Origin of the sequence: Pedobacter sp. ASV28 (genome assembly GCF_016428855.1) — a bacterium.
In the GTDB taxonomy this organism is placed as follows: domain Bacteria; phylum Bacteroidota; class Bacteroidia; order Sphingobacteriales; family Sphingobacteriaceae; genus Pedobacter.
In genome coordinates this window covers 1-18,676 of record NZ_JAELTN010000079.1, presented here as the reverse complement: position 1 = coordinate 18,676, position 18,676 = coordinate 1, and the positions used below count along the sequence as shown (strand labels likewise).

The 18,676-nt window shown below is 39.4% G+C and carries 7 protein-coding genes; all 7 read left to right on the top strand.

Features of this window, described 5'->3' with window-relative positions; genetic code table 11:
- Window positions 1–278 (top strand): DUF4833 domain-containing protein (locus JHD79_RS20325; protein WP_199121193.1); only part of this gene is annotated, 278 nt, incomplete at its 5' end.
- The gene (locus tag JHD79_RS20320; RefSeq protein WP_199121192.1) at window positions 271–891 is read left to right on the top strand and encodes an RNA polymerase sigma-70 factor; all 621 of its coding nucleotides are present in this window, start codon (window positions 271–273) and stop codon (window positions 889–891) included. The genes JHD79_RS20325 and JHD79_RS20320, both read left to right, overlap by 8 nt.
- A gap of 10 nt (window positions 892–901) precedes the next feature.
- The gene (locus JHD79_RS20315) at window positions 902–1,855 is read left to right on the top strand and encodes a FecR family protein (RefSeq protein ID WP_199121191.1); all 954 of its coding nucleotides are present in this window, start codon (window positions 902–904) and stop codon (window positions 1,853–1,855) included.
- Window positions 1,856–1,857: 2 nt separating this feature from the next.
- Entirely contained in the window at window positions 1,858–3,639 is a 1,782-nt protein-coding gene (locus tag JHD79_RS20310) for an STN and carboxypeptidase regulatory-like domain-containing protein (protein ID WP_199121190.1), read from the top strand.
- 564 nt (window positions 3,640–4,203) lie between these two features.
- On the top strand, window positions 4,204–8,298 hold the full coding sequence (locus JHD79_RS20305) for a LamG-like jellyroll fold domain-containing protein (RefSeq protein ID WP_199121189.1): 4,095 nt from the start codon (window positions 4,204–4,206) through the stop codon (window positions 8,296–8,298).
- 208 nt (window positions 8,299–8,506) lie between these two features.
- Window positions 8,507–12,514, top strand: coding sequence for a hypothetical protein (locus JHD79_RS20300; protein WP_199121188.1), 4,008 nt, complete (start codon window positions 8,507–8,509; stop codon window positions 12,512–12,514).
- 148 nt (window positions 12,515–12,662) lie between these two features.
- Window positions 12,663–18,676, top strand: a 6,014-nt coding sequence (locus tag JHD79_RS20295; RefSeq protein WP_199121187.1) for a hypothetical protein, incomplete at its 3' end; no start/stop codon positions are given.

Sequence of the window (18,676 nt, the reverse complement as noted above, 5' to 3'; positions counted from 1 at the left end):
ACGGTGTACAGTGTAAACCAATAGGAGATGATGCATTTGAAGTACGTTTAGTTGCTTATAAGAAAATGCCGCTATATCTGTTAAAATCAAAATCTGATCATAAATATCGGTTATATGTAAAGGATGAAGGGAAAGACCTGCTGCTAAAAAGGGTTTTTGTAAAGGTAGAAGGTGGCTCGTTTTGGTTTCCTAAGGTGCATTATATAGATCTGTTTACCATAGATAGTGAAAATGGTATGGAAATGATGAAAAGGATCAATCTTTTGCCAAATGGCTAATTGTGCAGCTAATGTTAAAGCAATATATTTGAGCAATATTAATGTGGAGTTAACAGCAACAAAAATATATAGTGATATTGAATTTGAGCAGCTATTTAAGGCTCATTATAAGGCTTTGCATGTCTATGCCAATATGATTTTGAAAGATATGGACGTGGCCGAAGAAGTAGTACAATCCATGTTTTTAAGGTTTTGGGAAAAAAGGGAGTTGTTGAACGTGCAGAGCTCTATCAAGGCGTACCTCTATAAATGCGTATATAACGATAGTTTGAATGTACTTAAACATGAAAAAATTAAAACAAAATATCAGCATTTTACAGAAAGGACAATGAATAGGTATGGTGATTCTGCAGCTGTAAAAATAGAACTCACAGAATTGCAATCCAGACTTTTCGATGCTTTAAATGACCTGCCTGAACAATGTAGGGTGGTATTCCAAATGAGCAGGTATGAAGAACTAAAATATAGGGAAATAGCCGATAAGTTGGGGATCTCTATTAAAACAGTAGAAAACCAGATGGGTAAGGCACTTAGAATTTTGAGAATGAGCCTTGTCGATTTTCTTGTACTGTTACTGATCGGAATGGGTAGTTGTAGTGGTTATTTAAATTAAGCAAGGCGATATGAATGACGATTTGTTGATAAAGTTTCTGCTTAAAGAAACATCAGAGGCAGAAGATAGGGAAATACAGGAATGGATGGCCAATATAGACAATGTCCGCTATTTCCACCAACTTGAAAAAATATGGAATGAAAGCGCCCTATTGGCACAAAAAAGTGAAGTTGACGAGGAGTTGGCTTGGCAAAAATTTAAACAGCGAGCAGACCAGAAAGTAAATCGTCCAATTGTTCGAAAAATTGGACCCAAGTACTATTTCTGGCTACGTATCGCTGCGGTTTTTGTACTTATTGCTGGGGCGTGGACAGCTTATCAACTGTTATATCATTCTAGATATACAGATTTCGCTACCCATTTACAAGTGGTGAACAAGGAGCTCCCTGATGGTACGAAATTGGTAGTTAATAAAAATACCGAAATAAGTTATGCTGATGATTTTGAGCAGCATAGGAATATGCAGTTAAAAAAGGGGGAAGTGTTTTTTGAGGTGGCACATGATAAAGTACATCCATTTATGATTAAAATGGGCAAAGTTTCGGTGGAGGTGGTAGGAACCTCATTCAATATTAAATACGATGGAGAAACTGCCGAGGTTATTGTAGAAAGCGGTATAGTGAAAGTGACCAGTGCCCATCAAGAAATACAGTTGGTAAAAGGAGAAAGCATATCGGTAGGTAAGGGGATCGATAATTGGGTTAAACAACCAACAGAAAATGACCTTTATAATTATTATAGAACAAAGCTTTTTATTGCCAATAATACGCCGTTAACCAAACTTGTAGAAGTACTGAATGAAGCTTATGGAGCCCATGTTGTATTGGCTGAAGATGCTAAAGGGTTGAAGATATTTACGACGTTGCCCTTTAATTCACTCGATAAAAATCTACAAAATATTTGTGAAGTGCTGGATTTGAAAATGGTACGTAACCAAACAGAAATATTGCTATCTAAAAAGTAGAAATGAAAACCAAATTAATTATTGCTCTACTTTTATTGAATGGCCTTTGTTATGCACAAATGGCAGCAAACTTCCAGAGTAACCTCTCCAAACGTGTAACCATTGATGTAAAAGCAAATAAGATAAGTGAAGTACTAAAAAAGATCAGCAATGCAGGTCGATTTTACTTTGCCTATAATGGTGCGCTATTTCAACAAGACAGTATAGTGAACCTTCATGTGAAAAATACACCAGTTCGTGATGTGCTTGACCAATTGTTTGAAGGTAAGGTAGACTATAGAGAGAATGCAGAGTATATTATATTAAGATATGCTGTTAATCATTTTACAATTGAGGCCGAAAGTATTGTTACAGCCGAAAACCTGTATGCCATAACAGGTCATGTAATTGATATACAAACAGGCAAAAGGGTAAAAAATGCAAGTGTTTATGAAAAACGTTTGTTGCAATCTTCTATAACTGATGAGGAAGGGTTTTTTAGTCTAAAATTCAAGGGAGAACATAAGTCTATTATCCTAACGGCCAGTAGGGAGACCTATCGAGATACGGCCTTGGTGTTTTTATCGAGCATTAATGTGAGGCCGGAAGGCTATAACGATCCCGATAAAGAAAAAGGTGCTTTTTTTGACAATGTTTTAGATAACCTAAGGATAGGAAGGTGGTTTGCCTCTTCTAAGCAGCGAATTCAAAATATGAATGTTCCTAGTTTTTTGGCCAATACGCCATTTCAGGCATCATTAACCCCTGGATTAAGCTCGCATGGTGGAATGAGCGCCAGTGTGGTGAATAAGTTTTCACTGAATGTCTTGGGAGGATATACCGCTGGAGTAGACGGCTTTGAAATGGCAGGTATTTTTAATTTGAATAAAGGAGATGTAGGTGTGGTTCAGGTGGCAGGAGGCTTCAATGTAGTGGGGGGGGATGTGCGTGGCTTTCAGGTTTCGGGTGTATATAATGAGGTGAGGAAGAATGTAGTTGGCGTACAGGTTTCTACTTTAAATAAGGTAAATGGAACGGCCGAAGGTTTTCAAATATCGGCCGTGGCCAATCTGGTCGATAAAGATTTCAAAGGAGTTCAGGTAACTGGGTTGATCAATGTAGGGAAAGAGGATATAGCTGGCGTACAAGTTGCTGCCTTTGGAAATGTAGGGGCCAAGCTGATGAATGGTGTACAAGTTGCGGGAATTGGTAATTCGGTGCAAGGTACGCTAAGAGGGATGCAGATTTCAGGGATTTTTAATTATGCCAAGAAAAATATAGGATTTCAGATTGGTTTAATTAATGTGGCCGATACTTCTACGGGAGTGAGCCTGGGCTTATTGAACATCGTAAGAACGGGCTATCATAAAATTAGCCTTTCGGGCAATGAGCTGATCAATGTCAACGTAGCTTTGAAGACCGGTAATGCAAATCTATACACCATTTTCCTTTTAGGGAAAAATTTTGTAGATCATGAACGTATAGATACATTTGGATTAGGCTTTGGCCATGATTTCTTTGCGGGTAAAAGATTGTCAGTCGGTGCAGAAGCGACTGCGCAGCAGCTTTACTTAGGTAATTGGGATTACGCTAATATTTTGACAAAATTTCAAACTAATTTGCAGATCAGAATATTTAAAGGCCTAAATGTTTATGGAGGACCTACCCTAAATTATTATATCAGTGATGCTCCCGAAGCCTCAAATGCCAAAGGCTATAAGCAGCAAATAACTCCTTCAGGGAGTAAGACCATTGCAGGCCATAAAGCCTGGTTTGGCTGGAATGCGGGCATTACTATTTTTTGATCTTGTGGTTGGTTTTGTGGATTTGCTTTCTCTTTTTGAGAAAATTTGCTGTATAATTTGCTTATTAGGGAATTTTTTTCTACATTAAAGTCGCATTTGTTTTTTAACGAATTACGCTGCCGATAACGCTCACATCCGCCCGACGCCTCTCTCCGTTCGTAAAGACACAATTGCTTTAAAAATTAGGAATTAACTGCATTTGTTTTTTAACGAACTATTCTGCCGATAACGCTCACATCCGCCCGACGCCTCTCTCTCCGTTCGTAAAGACACGATTGCCTTAAAAATTAGGAATTAACTGCATTTGTTTTTTAACGAACTATTCTGCCGATAACGCTCACATCCGCCCGACGCCTCTCTCTCCGTTCGTAAAGACACGATTGCCTTAAAATTAGGAATTAACTGCATTTGTTTTTTTAACGAACTACCTGCCGATAACGCTCACACCCACTCCGACGCCTCTCTCTTCCTTCGTGAATTTCAATTGCCATCACTAAATATTTTGCCATGGCTACTATTTTTAAACTAAGATTTCTTGGGTGTTTTTCCCTTCTTTGCATTTTGATGAATGTAAAACCTGTTTTCTCTCAAAGCATTGTCAATTATGGTTTTAGTGCATCTGCTGGAACGTATACTTCTGTGAGTGGAACAGTTGTATCGACGGCTGGTGATGATGATGTCTCCTATCTAGATCTTCCCATTGGATTTGATTTTTGGTATATGGGGGCGCGCTATACCCGTTTCTCTGTGAGTTCAAATGGTTGGTTGGCCCTGGGAAGTGCCATGGTAAACAGTACGCCAACGAATAACCTTTCTGCTGGAGGCACAAGACCAGTTATCGCTCCGCTTTGGGATGATTTGGCTGTTTTCCCAGGTATAGCAGGTCTGAATCCTTTGAATCCGGGTAATATTAGCTATGTAACTACCGGAGTTGTGGGCAGTAGGGTGCTCACCATACAATGGTATGCCATGCGTTGGGACAAGAATTCTTTTACTTTGGTACTGCCCGCTTCTGTGATGTCGTTTCAGGTCAAGTTGTATGAAAATGGAAATGTCCAGTTTGTTTATAGTAGGGATGGTGGTGTGGTAAATAATGGTTCTGCCTCCATAGGAATTACAGGCTTGGGTACGGGATCGGGTAACTTTCTTTCTTTGGGTGATGCTAGCACAAGTCCTGTTGTAAGCTCTACTATAGAAACTTCCGGTTTGGCAGTCAGACCTGCTACTGGACAAACCTATACCTTTGATCCTATAGAGGTGAATGCACCAACATCCCTAACCTTTACTAATATTGGTTCTTCAGGTATGACTTTAAACTGGATAGATAACTCGACTAATGAGGTGGGGTTTGTAATTTACAAGTCGACAGATGGAACAAACTATAATTACCTCACTACTACGGCTGCAAATGTGATTTCATATAATGATACTGGTCTGACTTCTGGGCTCACTTATTATTACAGGGTTTATGCGCTACGAGAGAACTTAAATGGCCCAGTAAGTGGAAATGCGCTTACCACCTGCCAAAATTTTACTTTAGCTAATATCCCAACAGGAAATATAGTGGCAAATTATAAGTTCAATGGTAATGCAAATGATCTATACGGTCTAAATAATGGTACATTGCAAGGGAGTCCAACTTTGGCTTCGAATCGATTTAATACACCCAATACAGCTTATCAGTTCAATGGAACAAGCCAATATGTATCTACTGCCGTGAGTTCTTCCAATCCGGTAAATTTTACCATCTCCATCTGGTTCAAGACCAGTGTGGCGGGCGGGAAGTTGATCGGTTTTGGTAATAATCAGACGGGTCTTGGTACAAGCTTCGATCGGCATATTTATATGGCAAACGACGGTAGAATCTTTTTTGGTGTAAAACCCGGAGGTGTATTTAAAACCATAAACTCAGCCTTGTCATATGCTGATAATAACTGGCATATGGCAAGTGCTACATTGTCTGCAACTACTGGGATGATTTTATATGTTGATGGGGTAAAGGTGGCCGAAGATGCTACTGTTCTTTCGGCTGAAAACTATGCGGGTTATTGGCGGATTGGTTATGATAATATTGACGGCTGGCCTAGCGTGCCTGCCAATAGGTATTTTACAGGTACTTTAGATGATGTTTACATTTATAGCAGGGTGTTGAGTGGCTCAGAAGTCTTGGCTTTATACAATGGAGGAGAAGGAGTGGGGAGCACAAGTCCGGTTTGTGCAGGTACGACGCTTACTTTGGTGGCTAATACGTTAAGTGGGGCGACTTATTCTTGGTCTGGGCCTAACGGCTTTTCTTCTTCGCTACAAAATCCAACATTAACTTATTCGGATTCGGCCAAGGGGGTTTATACGGTTACTGTAACCAGAAATGGTTGTGTTATCTCTGCGTCTACTAACGTGGTTTCTATAGGTGATGGCCAATGGACGGGCAATATAAATACCAATTGGGCCACGGCAAATAATTGGTGCTCGGGCTTGGTACCTAGTGCTTCAACCAATGTATTGATTCCGGCAGCATTATTAAATTATCCGGTAGTGAGTACCGTTCAGGCTTTAAATAATGTGACTATAGCTAATGGGGCCAGTCTAACGGTAACCAACTCCTTGGCTATTGCTGCCCAAATTTTAAATAGCGGTACTTTCACGGTGAGTGCGGGAGCTATCATATTGAATGGAACAACAGCACAGACTATTCCTGCCAATGTTTTTTCTGGCAATTTGATCAAGGACTTAACTGTAAATAATGCAAGTGGAGTGAGCCTTGGTGGCAGCTTGAGACTTACGGGAATATTGACGGTGAGTGTGGGAACATTCAACACGGGAGGCTATCTCACGTTGGCTTCTAGTCTAGGTTCGACGGCGGCGGTGTCCTCTATACCTTCTGGTTCGTCAATTTTAGGAAATGTTAAGGTAGAGCGTTTTGTTAAAGGTGGCACTTTAAATCCATATCGAACATATAGGATGTTTTCTTCTCCAATTTATGATAATACAAGTACATTTGTCAATGCCGATGTGGTGGGCAATAGAACGTATAAGTTTACCCAGTTGATAGATGATATCATTATTACGGGGCCTGGCGGAGCAGCTGCAGGGTTTGATGCTTCTCCCCAGAATAACAGTAGTGCATTCACCTATAATCTCGGCTATGTGGCCGTTCCCAATATTAATACCACAACAGTAGATGTTGGTAGAGGGGTTTATGTTTTTTTTAGGGGAAATAGAAGTAATATTACGACAAAAACGAATGTTCCATTTGTAGATCCGGAAGATGTGGTAGTGTCTTTTAATGGCCTCCTTAATCAACAAAATATCAGCGTCAATTTGCCTTCTACAACGGGATATAGCTTGTTGGGCAATCCGTATGCCTCAACTATAGATTGGGATTCCGCTAATTGGGGAACTGACAAGGGGGGCGTTGGCAATGCCACATGGATATGGAACCCGGCAACAAGGTCTTATGCTACTTATACCAATGGTGTAGGGTTATTGGGAGGAAGTAGATATATTGCCTCGGGACAGGCTTTCTTTGTACGCTCTATGGCTGCAGGTACAATTAAGTTTAAGGAAAGTATAAAGGCTTCGGCCAGTCAGGCTCCAACGCTGTTGATGAGTATGGGGGATAATTCGAATATTTCCCTTAATGGAACAGACGCAGGTGTTCGAACGATAGCTGAACCACAACATATTGTTCGGGTTAAAATGATGCCTTTGGCTTCTTATGGAATGGATGAGATGGCTGTGGTGTTTAAGGAAGGCGAGAACTCAATGTTAGATGATCGCGATGCACTCCATATTGATGGAGAGGTGGTTAATATCACTTCTCTTTCTTCTGATGACTACAAACTTGCTGTTAATTTCATGCCCGCTTTAGAATTGGGTGCATTAGTGAAAATGAATGTAAATGCTGCTGTTGGTGGAAACTATTTGATGGAGTTTAATCTTGATGAATATTATAGTGGTCTTAAGCTTAAACTTAAGGATTACTTTTTAAACCAAACAATAGATGTAGTACCTGGTATGGTATATAGTTTTATGGTAGATAAGTTAAATGCACTGAGTTTTGGAAGCGGTAGATTTGCCCTTCTTGTGGAGGCTCCTGTTACGTTGCCGGTAGACTTTGTGACCTTTGAGGGACAGCGGACTACCAATGGTGTACTGTTGAAATGGGCAACACAACATGAGGTGAATAATAAGCATTTTGAGGTTCAGCGATTAAATGAAGAAGGAGATTTTATTACTATAGGAACGGTTTTGCCAAGAGAAAATCACCAGTATACGTTCTTGGATTCAAGCCCAGAATTGGGGAATAATTATTATAGGTTGATGCAGGTAGACAACAGTGGTAAAAAGAGGTATTCGAGTTTGGTAGTGGTTGATTATGGCTTAAATGCATCAGACAGGTCGATTGTGGTTTATCCCAACCCAATTGTGGATAAGTTTTCGGTGAAAACTTTGGGATTGGAAAAAGGGAATTATGAATTGGCGCTTTATAATGTGGGCGGAATTAGGGTTAAAAAGTTAATTATAAATTCCAGTGATTTAAATAAGGGACACGAAATTGGTGCTGCAGTGCTATTGCCAGGGGTTTACTTCCTAAAATTGATTAATGTGTCCAGTGGAAAGGTGGTAGCTATGGAAAAACTGCTTAAAGAACCGTGATGGAGTTTGCTGAGGAAGAATTGAGGAATTTGCGGGTATTTTTGGGGAAAATAATCTTCTTTTTGTGGGGTGCTTAATGGTTGTGGAATGAGGTTTTCATGATTTCATTTTTTTGTCAAATAGCTTTTTTGTCGTTTAGGGGAGGTTTTTGTAGGGTCTAATCAGATTGGCCATATTGTGGCTTATATTTTGACTTTTCATTCTCGCAATGAAAAAGAAAAATACGACTCTGAAAAATATATCTACCCTTATACTTTTAGTGTTAACATCTGCTGTTTATGCGCAGAGCTATACCGGTTCAGGTTATTATTACAATAATTTTAATTCAGGAGAACTAGGGACTGCCTTTACGCAAGTAGGTAGTAGTGCTAGTTTAAAAATCAGCTCAAGTCAATCTGCTAATAATTTGACTTCAGAGAATGGTTATTCCTTGGTGAGCACGGGCAATGGCCAAGCAGGAGGTTTTAGTTTGTCTTTTTTACCTGCAGGTACTAACCTTAATAATGAGAATTATGGTTATGAATGGACTTTGTTGTATAGGAATAATGGATCGAATACAGATAATTCTGATGTAATTGATAATAACAAAAACGCTTGGAAATACTGGTTGTATGGAGACAATTCAAATCAGAATATATCAAAAGGATATTTCTTAACCCAAGTGGGCTCAACTTTATATTTAAGATACAGATATAATAATTCTAATGCGCCTAGCCAATATAATGATCTCATAGCTTTCGATCTCTCAAGTATAGGAGGAAATAATACTACTTATGCCATACGTGTTCAACGCTTGAAAAGACAAGGTAGTTATGTATGGCATTTGTATGTAGACCCTTATACTTCCAGTAAAAAAGAAGCTACCACAGAAAGAGGAGGTGCGGGAGCTTATAATGGAGAGTTAGGTACCTATGCAAATTCTTCTTTATTGCTTTCATCTACCACTGAAAATCGGTTTCAGTTTGATGAAATGAAGGCCTATAGTATGCAGTTGATGATAACTGGCGCTAATGCTGCTTCAAATGGCATTAACAATCCGTTATATGCGGGGCAGAAAAATGCAGTAATATATGGTTTGCAGGCGCAAGCTAGGGGTTTATTTGATATCTATCAAATTCAGTTTACGCTTTCGGGAAGTATTACAGATGTGCTTCAGGGCGGAACCATGAAATTTAACAAATCAATGGACGGCTTTTTTGGGAATGGAGATGATACTTTTTTAGTCAACGTTGATTTCTGGAATTCGACAGCCCAACAATACAGTGGGTTATCGGATAGGTTTTCTAGTTTGGGCAATGCTGATGGAACATTGGCTACTGCATGTTATTATTTTATCAGTGCCGATGTAAGGACTGATGCTTCTAGTACCGCATCTTTTGCTTTTACTGGAGCTCCTCAAATTCAGGGCTCTAATTCTCAAGCCAATTATTCAAATACAGGAAGTGTTACCAATACGGTTTCACCAGCAGCCGGTTCAGGTAAAACTTATGATTGGACGGGAAATACTTCCTCTGATTGGTCGGTTTCTTCAAATTGGTCGCCAGCTGGAATTCCTGATACTAAAGATTTAGCTCGTATTGGAGTGAGTACATTCGCCAATCAACCATTATTGTCTACGACTAAAACTGTTGGGAATATAGTCATCGGATCTGCCAAAGCTGTTGTGCTAACTATTGGTTCGGGCGCAGTTTTAACGGTAAACAGCTTAATAGAAAATAAAGCGGGAGCTACATTGGCGGGTAATGGAACTATAGATGTAAAAGGAAACCTAATTTTTGTACCTACCTCAAATTCGACGATAACTTCTTCTGTTGCAACATTAAATGTAACCAGCTTGCTTCTTAACGCTGAAAATGCCGCTGTAGAGTTTTTATCTAACGGATCAAAGTTCAATATCAAGACAGACTTGCAGATTGTATCTAGTTCAAACACGAACAAGTTTGTTTTGGGAAATAATGCCTCTTTGATTTTAAACGGTGCAACGCCTTTCGCTTTAAAGGGTAATTACAATATTAATCTTTCTAATGGGGATGTCGTATATGAATCCGCTTACTTGCAGAATGTGAATACATCGTTTGGTTATAAAAACATTTCCTTTACCGGAAGTGGATTGAAGAATATTGCCGGGAATAATCTCTCTGTCTCTGGGAATTGGACATCATCAGGAGGTAAAATTGATTTGGCAACCAATAATACTACTGTTAGTTTTAACGGTGGCAACCAATCTATTACTGATGAGGGTAGCGCAGGAGGAAATGGGGTATTGTTTAACAATGTATCTTTTAATGGAGGTGGTATAAAAACATTATCTGGAAATGGTAAATTTTCTGTGGCTGTAAGTGGCCTACTTTCCATTTCTGGAAATACAGTTCTACAGGCTGTTGGTAAATTAACATTGAAATCCGATGTTAATGGATCGGCAAGTGTTGCCAGTATTCCTACTGGATCCTCAATTCAGGGAGAAGTTACCGTAGAGAGATACATTCAGGGCGGAAGTAAAGATATGTTGAGGACTTATAGGATGCTTTCGTCTCCTGTTTACGATAACTCAACTGCTTTCATTAATACCGATGTAGTTGGAAATAGAACATATAAATTTACCCAGTTGATTGATGATATGATTGTTACGGGGCCAAAAGGAGCAGAAAACGGTTTTGATCCCTCGCCTCAAAACAACAGTAGTGCATTTACTTATAATCAGGGGTATGTTGCAATTCCGAATATCAATACCTCTGTTAATGTGGGTAGAGGGATGTATATTTTTTTCAGAGGAAACAGAGATAATTTTACGGCAAAAGTTAATGCGCCATTCGTTGATCCAGAATCAACTGTTATGACTTTTAAAGGAGTGCTTAATCAACAAAACATTACTGTGCCTTTAGTTCATGGAGGTTCTGGTTATAGCTTGTTGGGCAATCCTTATGCGGCTACTATAGATTGGAACTTGATCACCAAAACGAGCAATGTAAGTAAGGTGGTTAGGATTTGGAATCCTAATCAACGTCAGTATTCTACTTACAACGGTAGCGATGGTGTAAATGGAGGCTCTAGATATATTGCATCAGGGCAGTCTTTTTTTGTCCAAACTAGCGACAATGTATCTCCCTCGGTTACATTTACCGAATCTGCCAAAATGGGGACGGCTTTAAAGTCGTCGTCGACCATTATGAGTGTTGAACAGAAAATGGTGAATACAACGATGGCAGTTGGAGAGAATACATTGGCAGAAGAAACGCCAACTAGAATCAGGGTGAAGTTGGCCAAAGAAAATACCGACAATCAGGATGAATCCCTTGTGGTGTTGAAAAGAGGTGCTTTGGCGGTATATACAACAGACGATGTACTCCATTTAAATGGCGAGGAAGTGTTTTTGGCGAGTTTGTCTACAGACCAGAAACAATTGGCCATTAATTACATGCCAGAAATAACCAATAGTTCAAATATCGGATTGTTTGTGAATGCCACCTCTTCGGGAAATTATTCATTACAATTCAACCTAGACGATATGCCCGTTGGTTTTGAAATTAAATTAAAGGACAGATACCTAAATACACTCACAAATATTGCTGAGGGAGTAAGTTATGTTTTGAATATCAATAAATTGGATACGGCAAGTTTTGGCAGCAATAGATTTGTATTAATGTTGGCGCCACAAACAACTTTGCCTGTGGTCTTGAAGTCATTCTCCGCTAATAAAACGAACGAGGGTGTGCAGGTTAAATGGACTACAGCAAATGAAGTAAACAACAGTCATTTCATTTTAGAAAGATCGGGAGATGATAAGGTTTTTGTAAATATGACTACCGTTTCAGCTAATGAGATAGCAGCTTATCAATGGTTAGATAAATCTCCTTTAAAGGGAAATAACTATTATAGGTTAACACAAGTGGATAAAGATGGGAAGTTTAAAGTATATGATCCTGTAATGGTTAAATATGAACTAAATGCTGTTTTGGCATCTGTAATGGTATTCCCCAATCTGGTAGATACCGATTTCACCATAAAATATAGCGGTACATTAACTGATGGCTCTTATTTAATGAAAGTTTCAGATGTATCGGGTAAGGTAGTTGTTAAAAAGACACTAGGGAAAACAGATTTGGATAAAGGTTTTAATACTAATTTTTCTGCTAATTCAGCTGGAACTTACGTGCTTGAACTATATGATGTAAATAACAATTTAAAATTGGGCAGTAGCAAACTTATTAAAAAATAGACCTTTTTTCGAACGATAATTCTGGGGATAATTAACCATAATTGGGTATTGTATAAATGTTTAAATTTTGCGAGATTAGCCGAATTATTTGATTTACAGAATAATAGAGATCGTTTGTTTAAGAAAGATAAAAGAAAATAGTAGGCCTATGCAAATTTTTACCCTTAAGATCAGGTTCTTTCTGATCTTAACCTGTTTCTTGTTTATTGCTAGATCATCCTTTGCTGATGTGGTTGTCACTCGGGCTATCGGCGGTCAGGGAATTTCTGCAGATAAATCTGTAGGTGGACCTCTTGCTGGTTATACAGCATTGGGAAATATTGTAATTTCGAGCACTAATGCTGGAGATTTTACTAACGGAACAAATAGAACATTAATTTTTACAAGACCTACAGGCTGGCAGTTTGAAGCCGGAATAGGCGCTGTATCATTTACTGGTCCGAATATCACTTCAGCTACCATTGGCGTTACGGCAACTGCGGTTACCATAACCTATACAGCTTCTGGTACGGCTGCCTTGGGGAATTCCCTTACCATTTCTGGTATACAGGTGCAATCAACAAGCAAGATCGTTGTAGCAGAAGTTAACTTGACAAGGTCAGGAGGTACTGGAGTAATTGCGGGCTTTGCTACGGGAACTATTGTGGCCCCCTTATCAAAAGTAGCAGGGGCAATTACCTCTTTACAGGTACTATTGCCAGGACAGGTCAATGCGGCTGGTACGGCAACAGGGAAATCGGGTACTGTTACTGTCCAGACTGCTGGTGTGGCATTTCCGGTAGTAGTTAATGCTGTAGATTATGCATTTAATATTGTTACGGTAGCGCCAAACGATGAAATCAACCTGACTTCAAATAATCCTGGAGCTATTATTCCTCCCAATATCAATCTGGTAAATGGATCAGCTACCTTTAATTCTGCTCTAGGTACAGCTAGCCCAACCACTGCGGCAAACTTTTCTTTTACGGCAACAGATGTAACAAATAACTCCGTAGCTCAAAATACGAGTACTAATGTTAGGATCTTGGTTGGAGCCTACAGTAAATTGTTGCTTTTATTGCCAGGAGAGGTTCAGGCTCCGGGCACACAGACAGGAAAGACGGGTACGCCTAGTGATGTAACTTCCAATGTCTCATTTAATGTTACGGTGGTTGCAACAGACGACTATTGGAATAAAGTTTCGGCTACTAATACCATTCAGGTTACTTCAACTGATCCTTTAGGGACTAATCCAGTAAATAATACACTTTCTGCTGGGGCGAGAACATTTTCGGTTCGCTTAAAAACGATAGGAAATTCAAATACAATTACGGCTACCGATGTTAGCCCTGGAACAGGTATACCTTACACAACAGATGGTGTAAATGTATTGCCTGGAGCTTTTTCCAAACTTCAATTATTATTGCCAGGAGAAGAAGCAGCTCCAGGAACAACCACCGGAAAAACAGGTACGCCATTGGCTCAGGCAGCTGGAGTACCTTTTAATGTTACAGTAAATGCAGTTGATGCGAATTGGAATATTATATCCAATGTCAACGATGTGGTTTCCATTACAAATGTGAATGCAACCTATGCGCTTACTACTATTTTATCGCCTGATGCAGCATTAACCGCAGGAACGGGAACGTTTTCAGTTACATTTAGTAGAGCTATAGCACAACAGTTAAAGGCTACAGATGTAACCGATGGTACAAAAACAGTAAGCACAAGCCCTTCTATTAGCGTAAATCCAGGAGTATTTGTTAAATTACAATTATTGTTGCCAGGTGAAACGGCCGCTCCAGGAACTGTAACAGGTAAAACAGGAGCACCTACAGACCGTACAGCTAATACCGCATTTAATGTAACGGTAAATGCGGTTGATGATTATTGGAATAGAATAACCACGATCACAGATGAAATCAACTTATCATCAACAGATTTAAATGCTCTAATGCCAGCTAATGCAGCATTGGTTGCAGGAACAAAGGCCAATTTCTCCATTACCTTAAAAACGGTGGGAACAGCTGCAATCACAGCTGTTAATGCCACAAATGGTACGATTGAATCAAGCCAAAGTGCTAATGTAAATGTATTGGTAGGCGCTTTCGCTAAGCTTCAATTATTATTACCGGGAGAATCGGCCGCCCCTGGCACAACTTCGGGTAAAACGGGTACTCCGATAGCCCAAACCGTTGGTGTACCTTTTAATGTACGGGTAAATTCAGTAGATGCTTCGTGGAACTTAGTTTCTACTGCAGCAGATGAAGTGGCCATTACTTCAAATGATGTTAATGTGGCTGCCCCTTATGCTAATGCGGTGTTGGTAAATGGTACGCAAGAATTTAGTGTGGTATTAAAAACAGCGGCAACCAACCGCACAATAACAGCCACCGATCTTACCAATGGAGCTAGAACTTTAAATACCAGCCCTTCATTTACAATGGCTGCAGGTCCATATGCTAAAATTCTGGTGCTGTTGCCTAATCAATCTTTGGCTTCGGGTACGGTTACAGGTGTAACGGGAAATCCGATTATTCCTGCTAGGGGCACACAATTTCAATTGAGAATAAGGGCAGTTGATGAATATTTCAATGTGGTTAACGGGATTACTAACACACTAACATTAGCAAAATCTAGTGTAGGTGATGTGGTTCCTGCTTCATCTTCAATGGTGACAAATAATTACAGAAACTTAAATGTAACCATTAATGCAGCAGGCTTGCAGACAGTTACGGTAACAGATGATGCTACGGCCTTTTCAAAAGTGGTAAATATTCCAGAGCCAACAGGAGCATCTTTAATTAGCTATCACTTTAGGAGCGCAAGCAGTGGCTCATGGAATAATGCAAGCACTTGGGAAAGTTCGGCTGATTTGATAACATGGCAACCAGCGACGCTAACGCCTACCAATAACTCTGCAACCATTACCATTCAAAGTGGAAGTGTGGTGGATGTAACCGCTACGGTATCTGCTGATGAACTAACCATTCAAGTGGGAGGCGCGTTAAATATAAATGCAGGTACTTTCACTATTGCCAATGGAGGCAATGCAATAGATATGTTGGTTGAAGGGACTTTAACCAATAAAAGTGCGATAACGGTGACCGGAAACTTGGAATTTGCCAGTACAGGTAAATATCAACATAAGTTTACTACAGTTACAGGAATAATACCTACAGCAACATGGAATACGGGTGCTGTTTGTGAAGTTATAGGCTATACCACCTATACGGGAAATGTTAGTGGAAGTGGTCAGGCGTTTTCAGACTTTGTATGGAATTGCCCAGATCAAAATATTAGCAATAATGGCCCAGCTTTATTAGGCACTTTTAGTGCACGTGACTTTACTGTGGTAAGCACAGGAACCGGGGTGGTATATTTGGGTACTACAGGAGGAACATCGGTTATAGATAGAAATTTTAGGCTAACTGGCGGAAATGTGGTGGTTAATAAAACGAGTGGAACCAGACTGCTAAATGTTGCAGGCAATTTTGCCCTTGATGGAGGAAGCTTAAAAAGTGGTACCGGTACTGTGAATATAGGTTTTATAGGTAATACGCCACAATATTTTTCTAATGTGGGCATTCCTATTTCCGGCGATGTTAATTTCGACGTTAATTCATCGGCAATTGTTGATTTTGGAACAGCGATAATCGACGGAACTTCGGGTAATTTTACCATGTCGGCTGGAGCTACCCTAATTACGGCCAATTCAAATGGATTAATGGCTGCAGGAACATATACGGGTACAATTCAAAATACAGGAAGTAGGTTGTATAATACTGCTGGTAATTATACCTATAATGGAAATGTTAGCCAATCGATCGGTACGGGTTTGCCTCTAACGGTAAACAACTTGACCATTTTGAATGCACAAGGGGTTACCTTCCCAAGTGGAACTGCAACCTATAATATAAATGGCGTGTTATCAATTCAAACAGGATTTCTGGATATGGGCCAAAACATACTTGGTGGCACTTTTACCAACACAGGCTTTGGTACCTTGAAAACACAGGCCACCAATGCTTTTTCGGTGGGTAAAACTTGGAGTATTGGAGTTGAATTCAACAGTTCTGCTAATCAGAATATTATTGCAGGAACCTATAATAGATTGTTAGCTGCTTCGGGTTCAGGCCTAAAGACTGGTCCAAGTGGTATACTCAATGTGAATGGAGATTGGTCTTCTGCTGGTGGTAGAGTGGATCTGATCACTAATAATACACCGATCAATTTTAGTGGGTTAAGCAGCCAAAGTTTGGTAGATCAGGGATCTAATTCAGGTCAGGGAATAGAATTTAATCAAGTTGTGTTTTCTAATAGTGGTATAAAGACGCTAACAAGCGGTAATTTCTCAGTATCTGCTGATGGTGTGCTAACTTTATCTACTAATACTTCGTTAAATGCTAATGGTCATCTTAGCCTATTATCAAGTGTTTCAAATTCTGCTAGAATAGCACCTATACCATCAACCTCATCTATCACCGGTACAGTAAACGTGCAACGATATGTAACAGGTGGAAACATGGAACCTTATAGAACCTATAGGATGTTTTCTTCACCAGTTTATGATAATACGGCATCATTTATCAACAATGATAACCCGGGCAATAGGGCTTATAAATTTAGTCAGTTTATTGATGATATTATTGTCACTGGTGCTGGTGGTACATTAAATGGTTTTGACAATAGTCCCACAAATTCGCCATCGGCCTGGACTTATAATAATGGCTTTGTAGCCGTTGGGAATATTAATACATCAGTTAATGTAGGCCAAGGATCATACTTGTTCTATAGGGGAAACAGAAGTAGCTTTTCATTAAAAGTATCTCCTCCTTTTATGGACCCAGAAAATGAAGTGATAGATTTTGATGGTGTGTTGAACCAACAAGATATTACGGTACCTTTAACTTATAGTGCTTCGGCAAGTGGGTATAACCTGGTAGGAAATCCATATGCTTCTACAATTGATTGGAATTCTGCTGGATTGGTTAAATCGAACATGAACAATGTGGTCATGATCTGGAATCCTGCAAACAGACAATATGCAACTTATGATGGTAACGTGGGCGTAAATGGCGGCAGTAACTTAATACCAAGTGGTCAAGGTTTTTTTGTGCAGTCAACAAATGGTTCTGGTAGCTTAAAATTCACTGAAGCAGCTAAAATTAGCAATCAGCCCTTACCTTTAATATTAAGTGCTCCATTAGATCATATTTCGCTAATTGATTATAAAGTTGCAGAACGACCACAAACTGATTACCTATCCAGTATCTCCTCTAGTTCAGAGTTAAGGGTATTTGTAAAAAAGGTGAATAGTCCATATGAAGCTGAGGCAGTCATTGTGTTTAAGGATGGTAAATCTGCTAGTTTTGTACAAGGAGAAGATGTGGCTGCTTTGGCAGGCAATGAAATTTATTTATCAACTCTATCTTCTGACAATAAAAAGTTGGTGATTAATTATATGCCAGCAATAGGAGAAGTTCCTAAAGTTAATTTCAGTGTAGATGCAGATGTATCAGCGAATTATCGTTTGAAAATAAATTTAGATAAACTGCCAAGCAATACTTTAGCGAAGTTAAATGATGCCTATTTGAATACATCGACTTTATTAAATGGATCAGACTATAATTTTACCATAGATAAGGCTGTTGCCGCAAGCTATGGTGCAAATAGATTTAGCATTTCATTTGAACCTCCGGCTACTTTACCTGTTGCTTTAACATCTTATGGCGCCTCTAAGGTTAATGAAGGGGTTTTGGTGAAATGGAGCACAGGCGTAGAAGCCAATAACAATAGATTTGAAGTAGAGAGAGCGGGTGAAAATGGTATTTATACCAGTATAGGAAGTACTAAGGCTAAGGGAAGTAATTCCAGCTATAGCCTGGTAGATAAAAGTCCTTTAATGGGAAATAATTATTATAGATTGGTACAGTATGATAATGATGGGAAATCTACACCTTATAGACCAATAGCAATTAATTATACAGGTAGCTTAACAACTTCAGCTGCCATTAATATTTATCCAAATCCGGTGAAAGAACAATTTACCATTAAATATAATGCCAAGAACGAAAGCAATAAGGTAATTGTCGACCCAGGTCTTGTACCAGCACCGGCAGATAACTCTACCTTGGAACTGGGCACGGTAAATATTGAAGAGAACGGTAAGAGAACCCCAAT

Excerpts from the sequence above, each read along its gene's own strand:
- JHD79_RS20320 (WP_199121192.1), top strand. The coding sequence starts at position 271 with ATGGCTAATTGTGCAGCTAATGTTAAAGCAATATATTTGAGCAATATT.
- JHD79_RS20315 (WP_199121191.1), top strand. The coding sequence starts at position 902 with ATGAATGACGATTTGTTGATAAAGTTTCTGCTTAAAGAAACATCAGAG.
- JHD79_RS20310 (WP_199121190.1), top strand. The coding sequence starts at position 1,858 with ATGAAAACCAAATTAATTATTGCTCTACTTTTATTGAATGGCCTTTGT.
- JHD79_RS20305 (WP_199121189.1), top strand. The coding sequence starts at position 4,204 with ATGAATGTAAAACCTGTTTTCTCTCAAAGCATTGTCAATTATGGTTTT.
- JHD79_RS20300 (WP_199121188.1), top strand. The coding sequence starts at position 8,507 with ATGAAAAAGAAAAATACGACTCTGAAAAATATATCTACCCTTATACTT.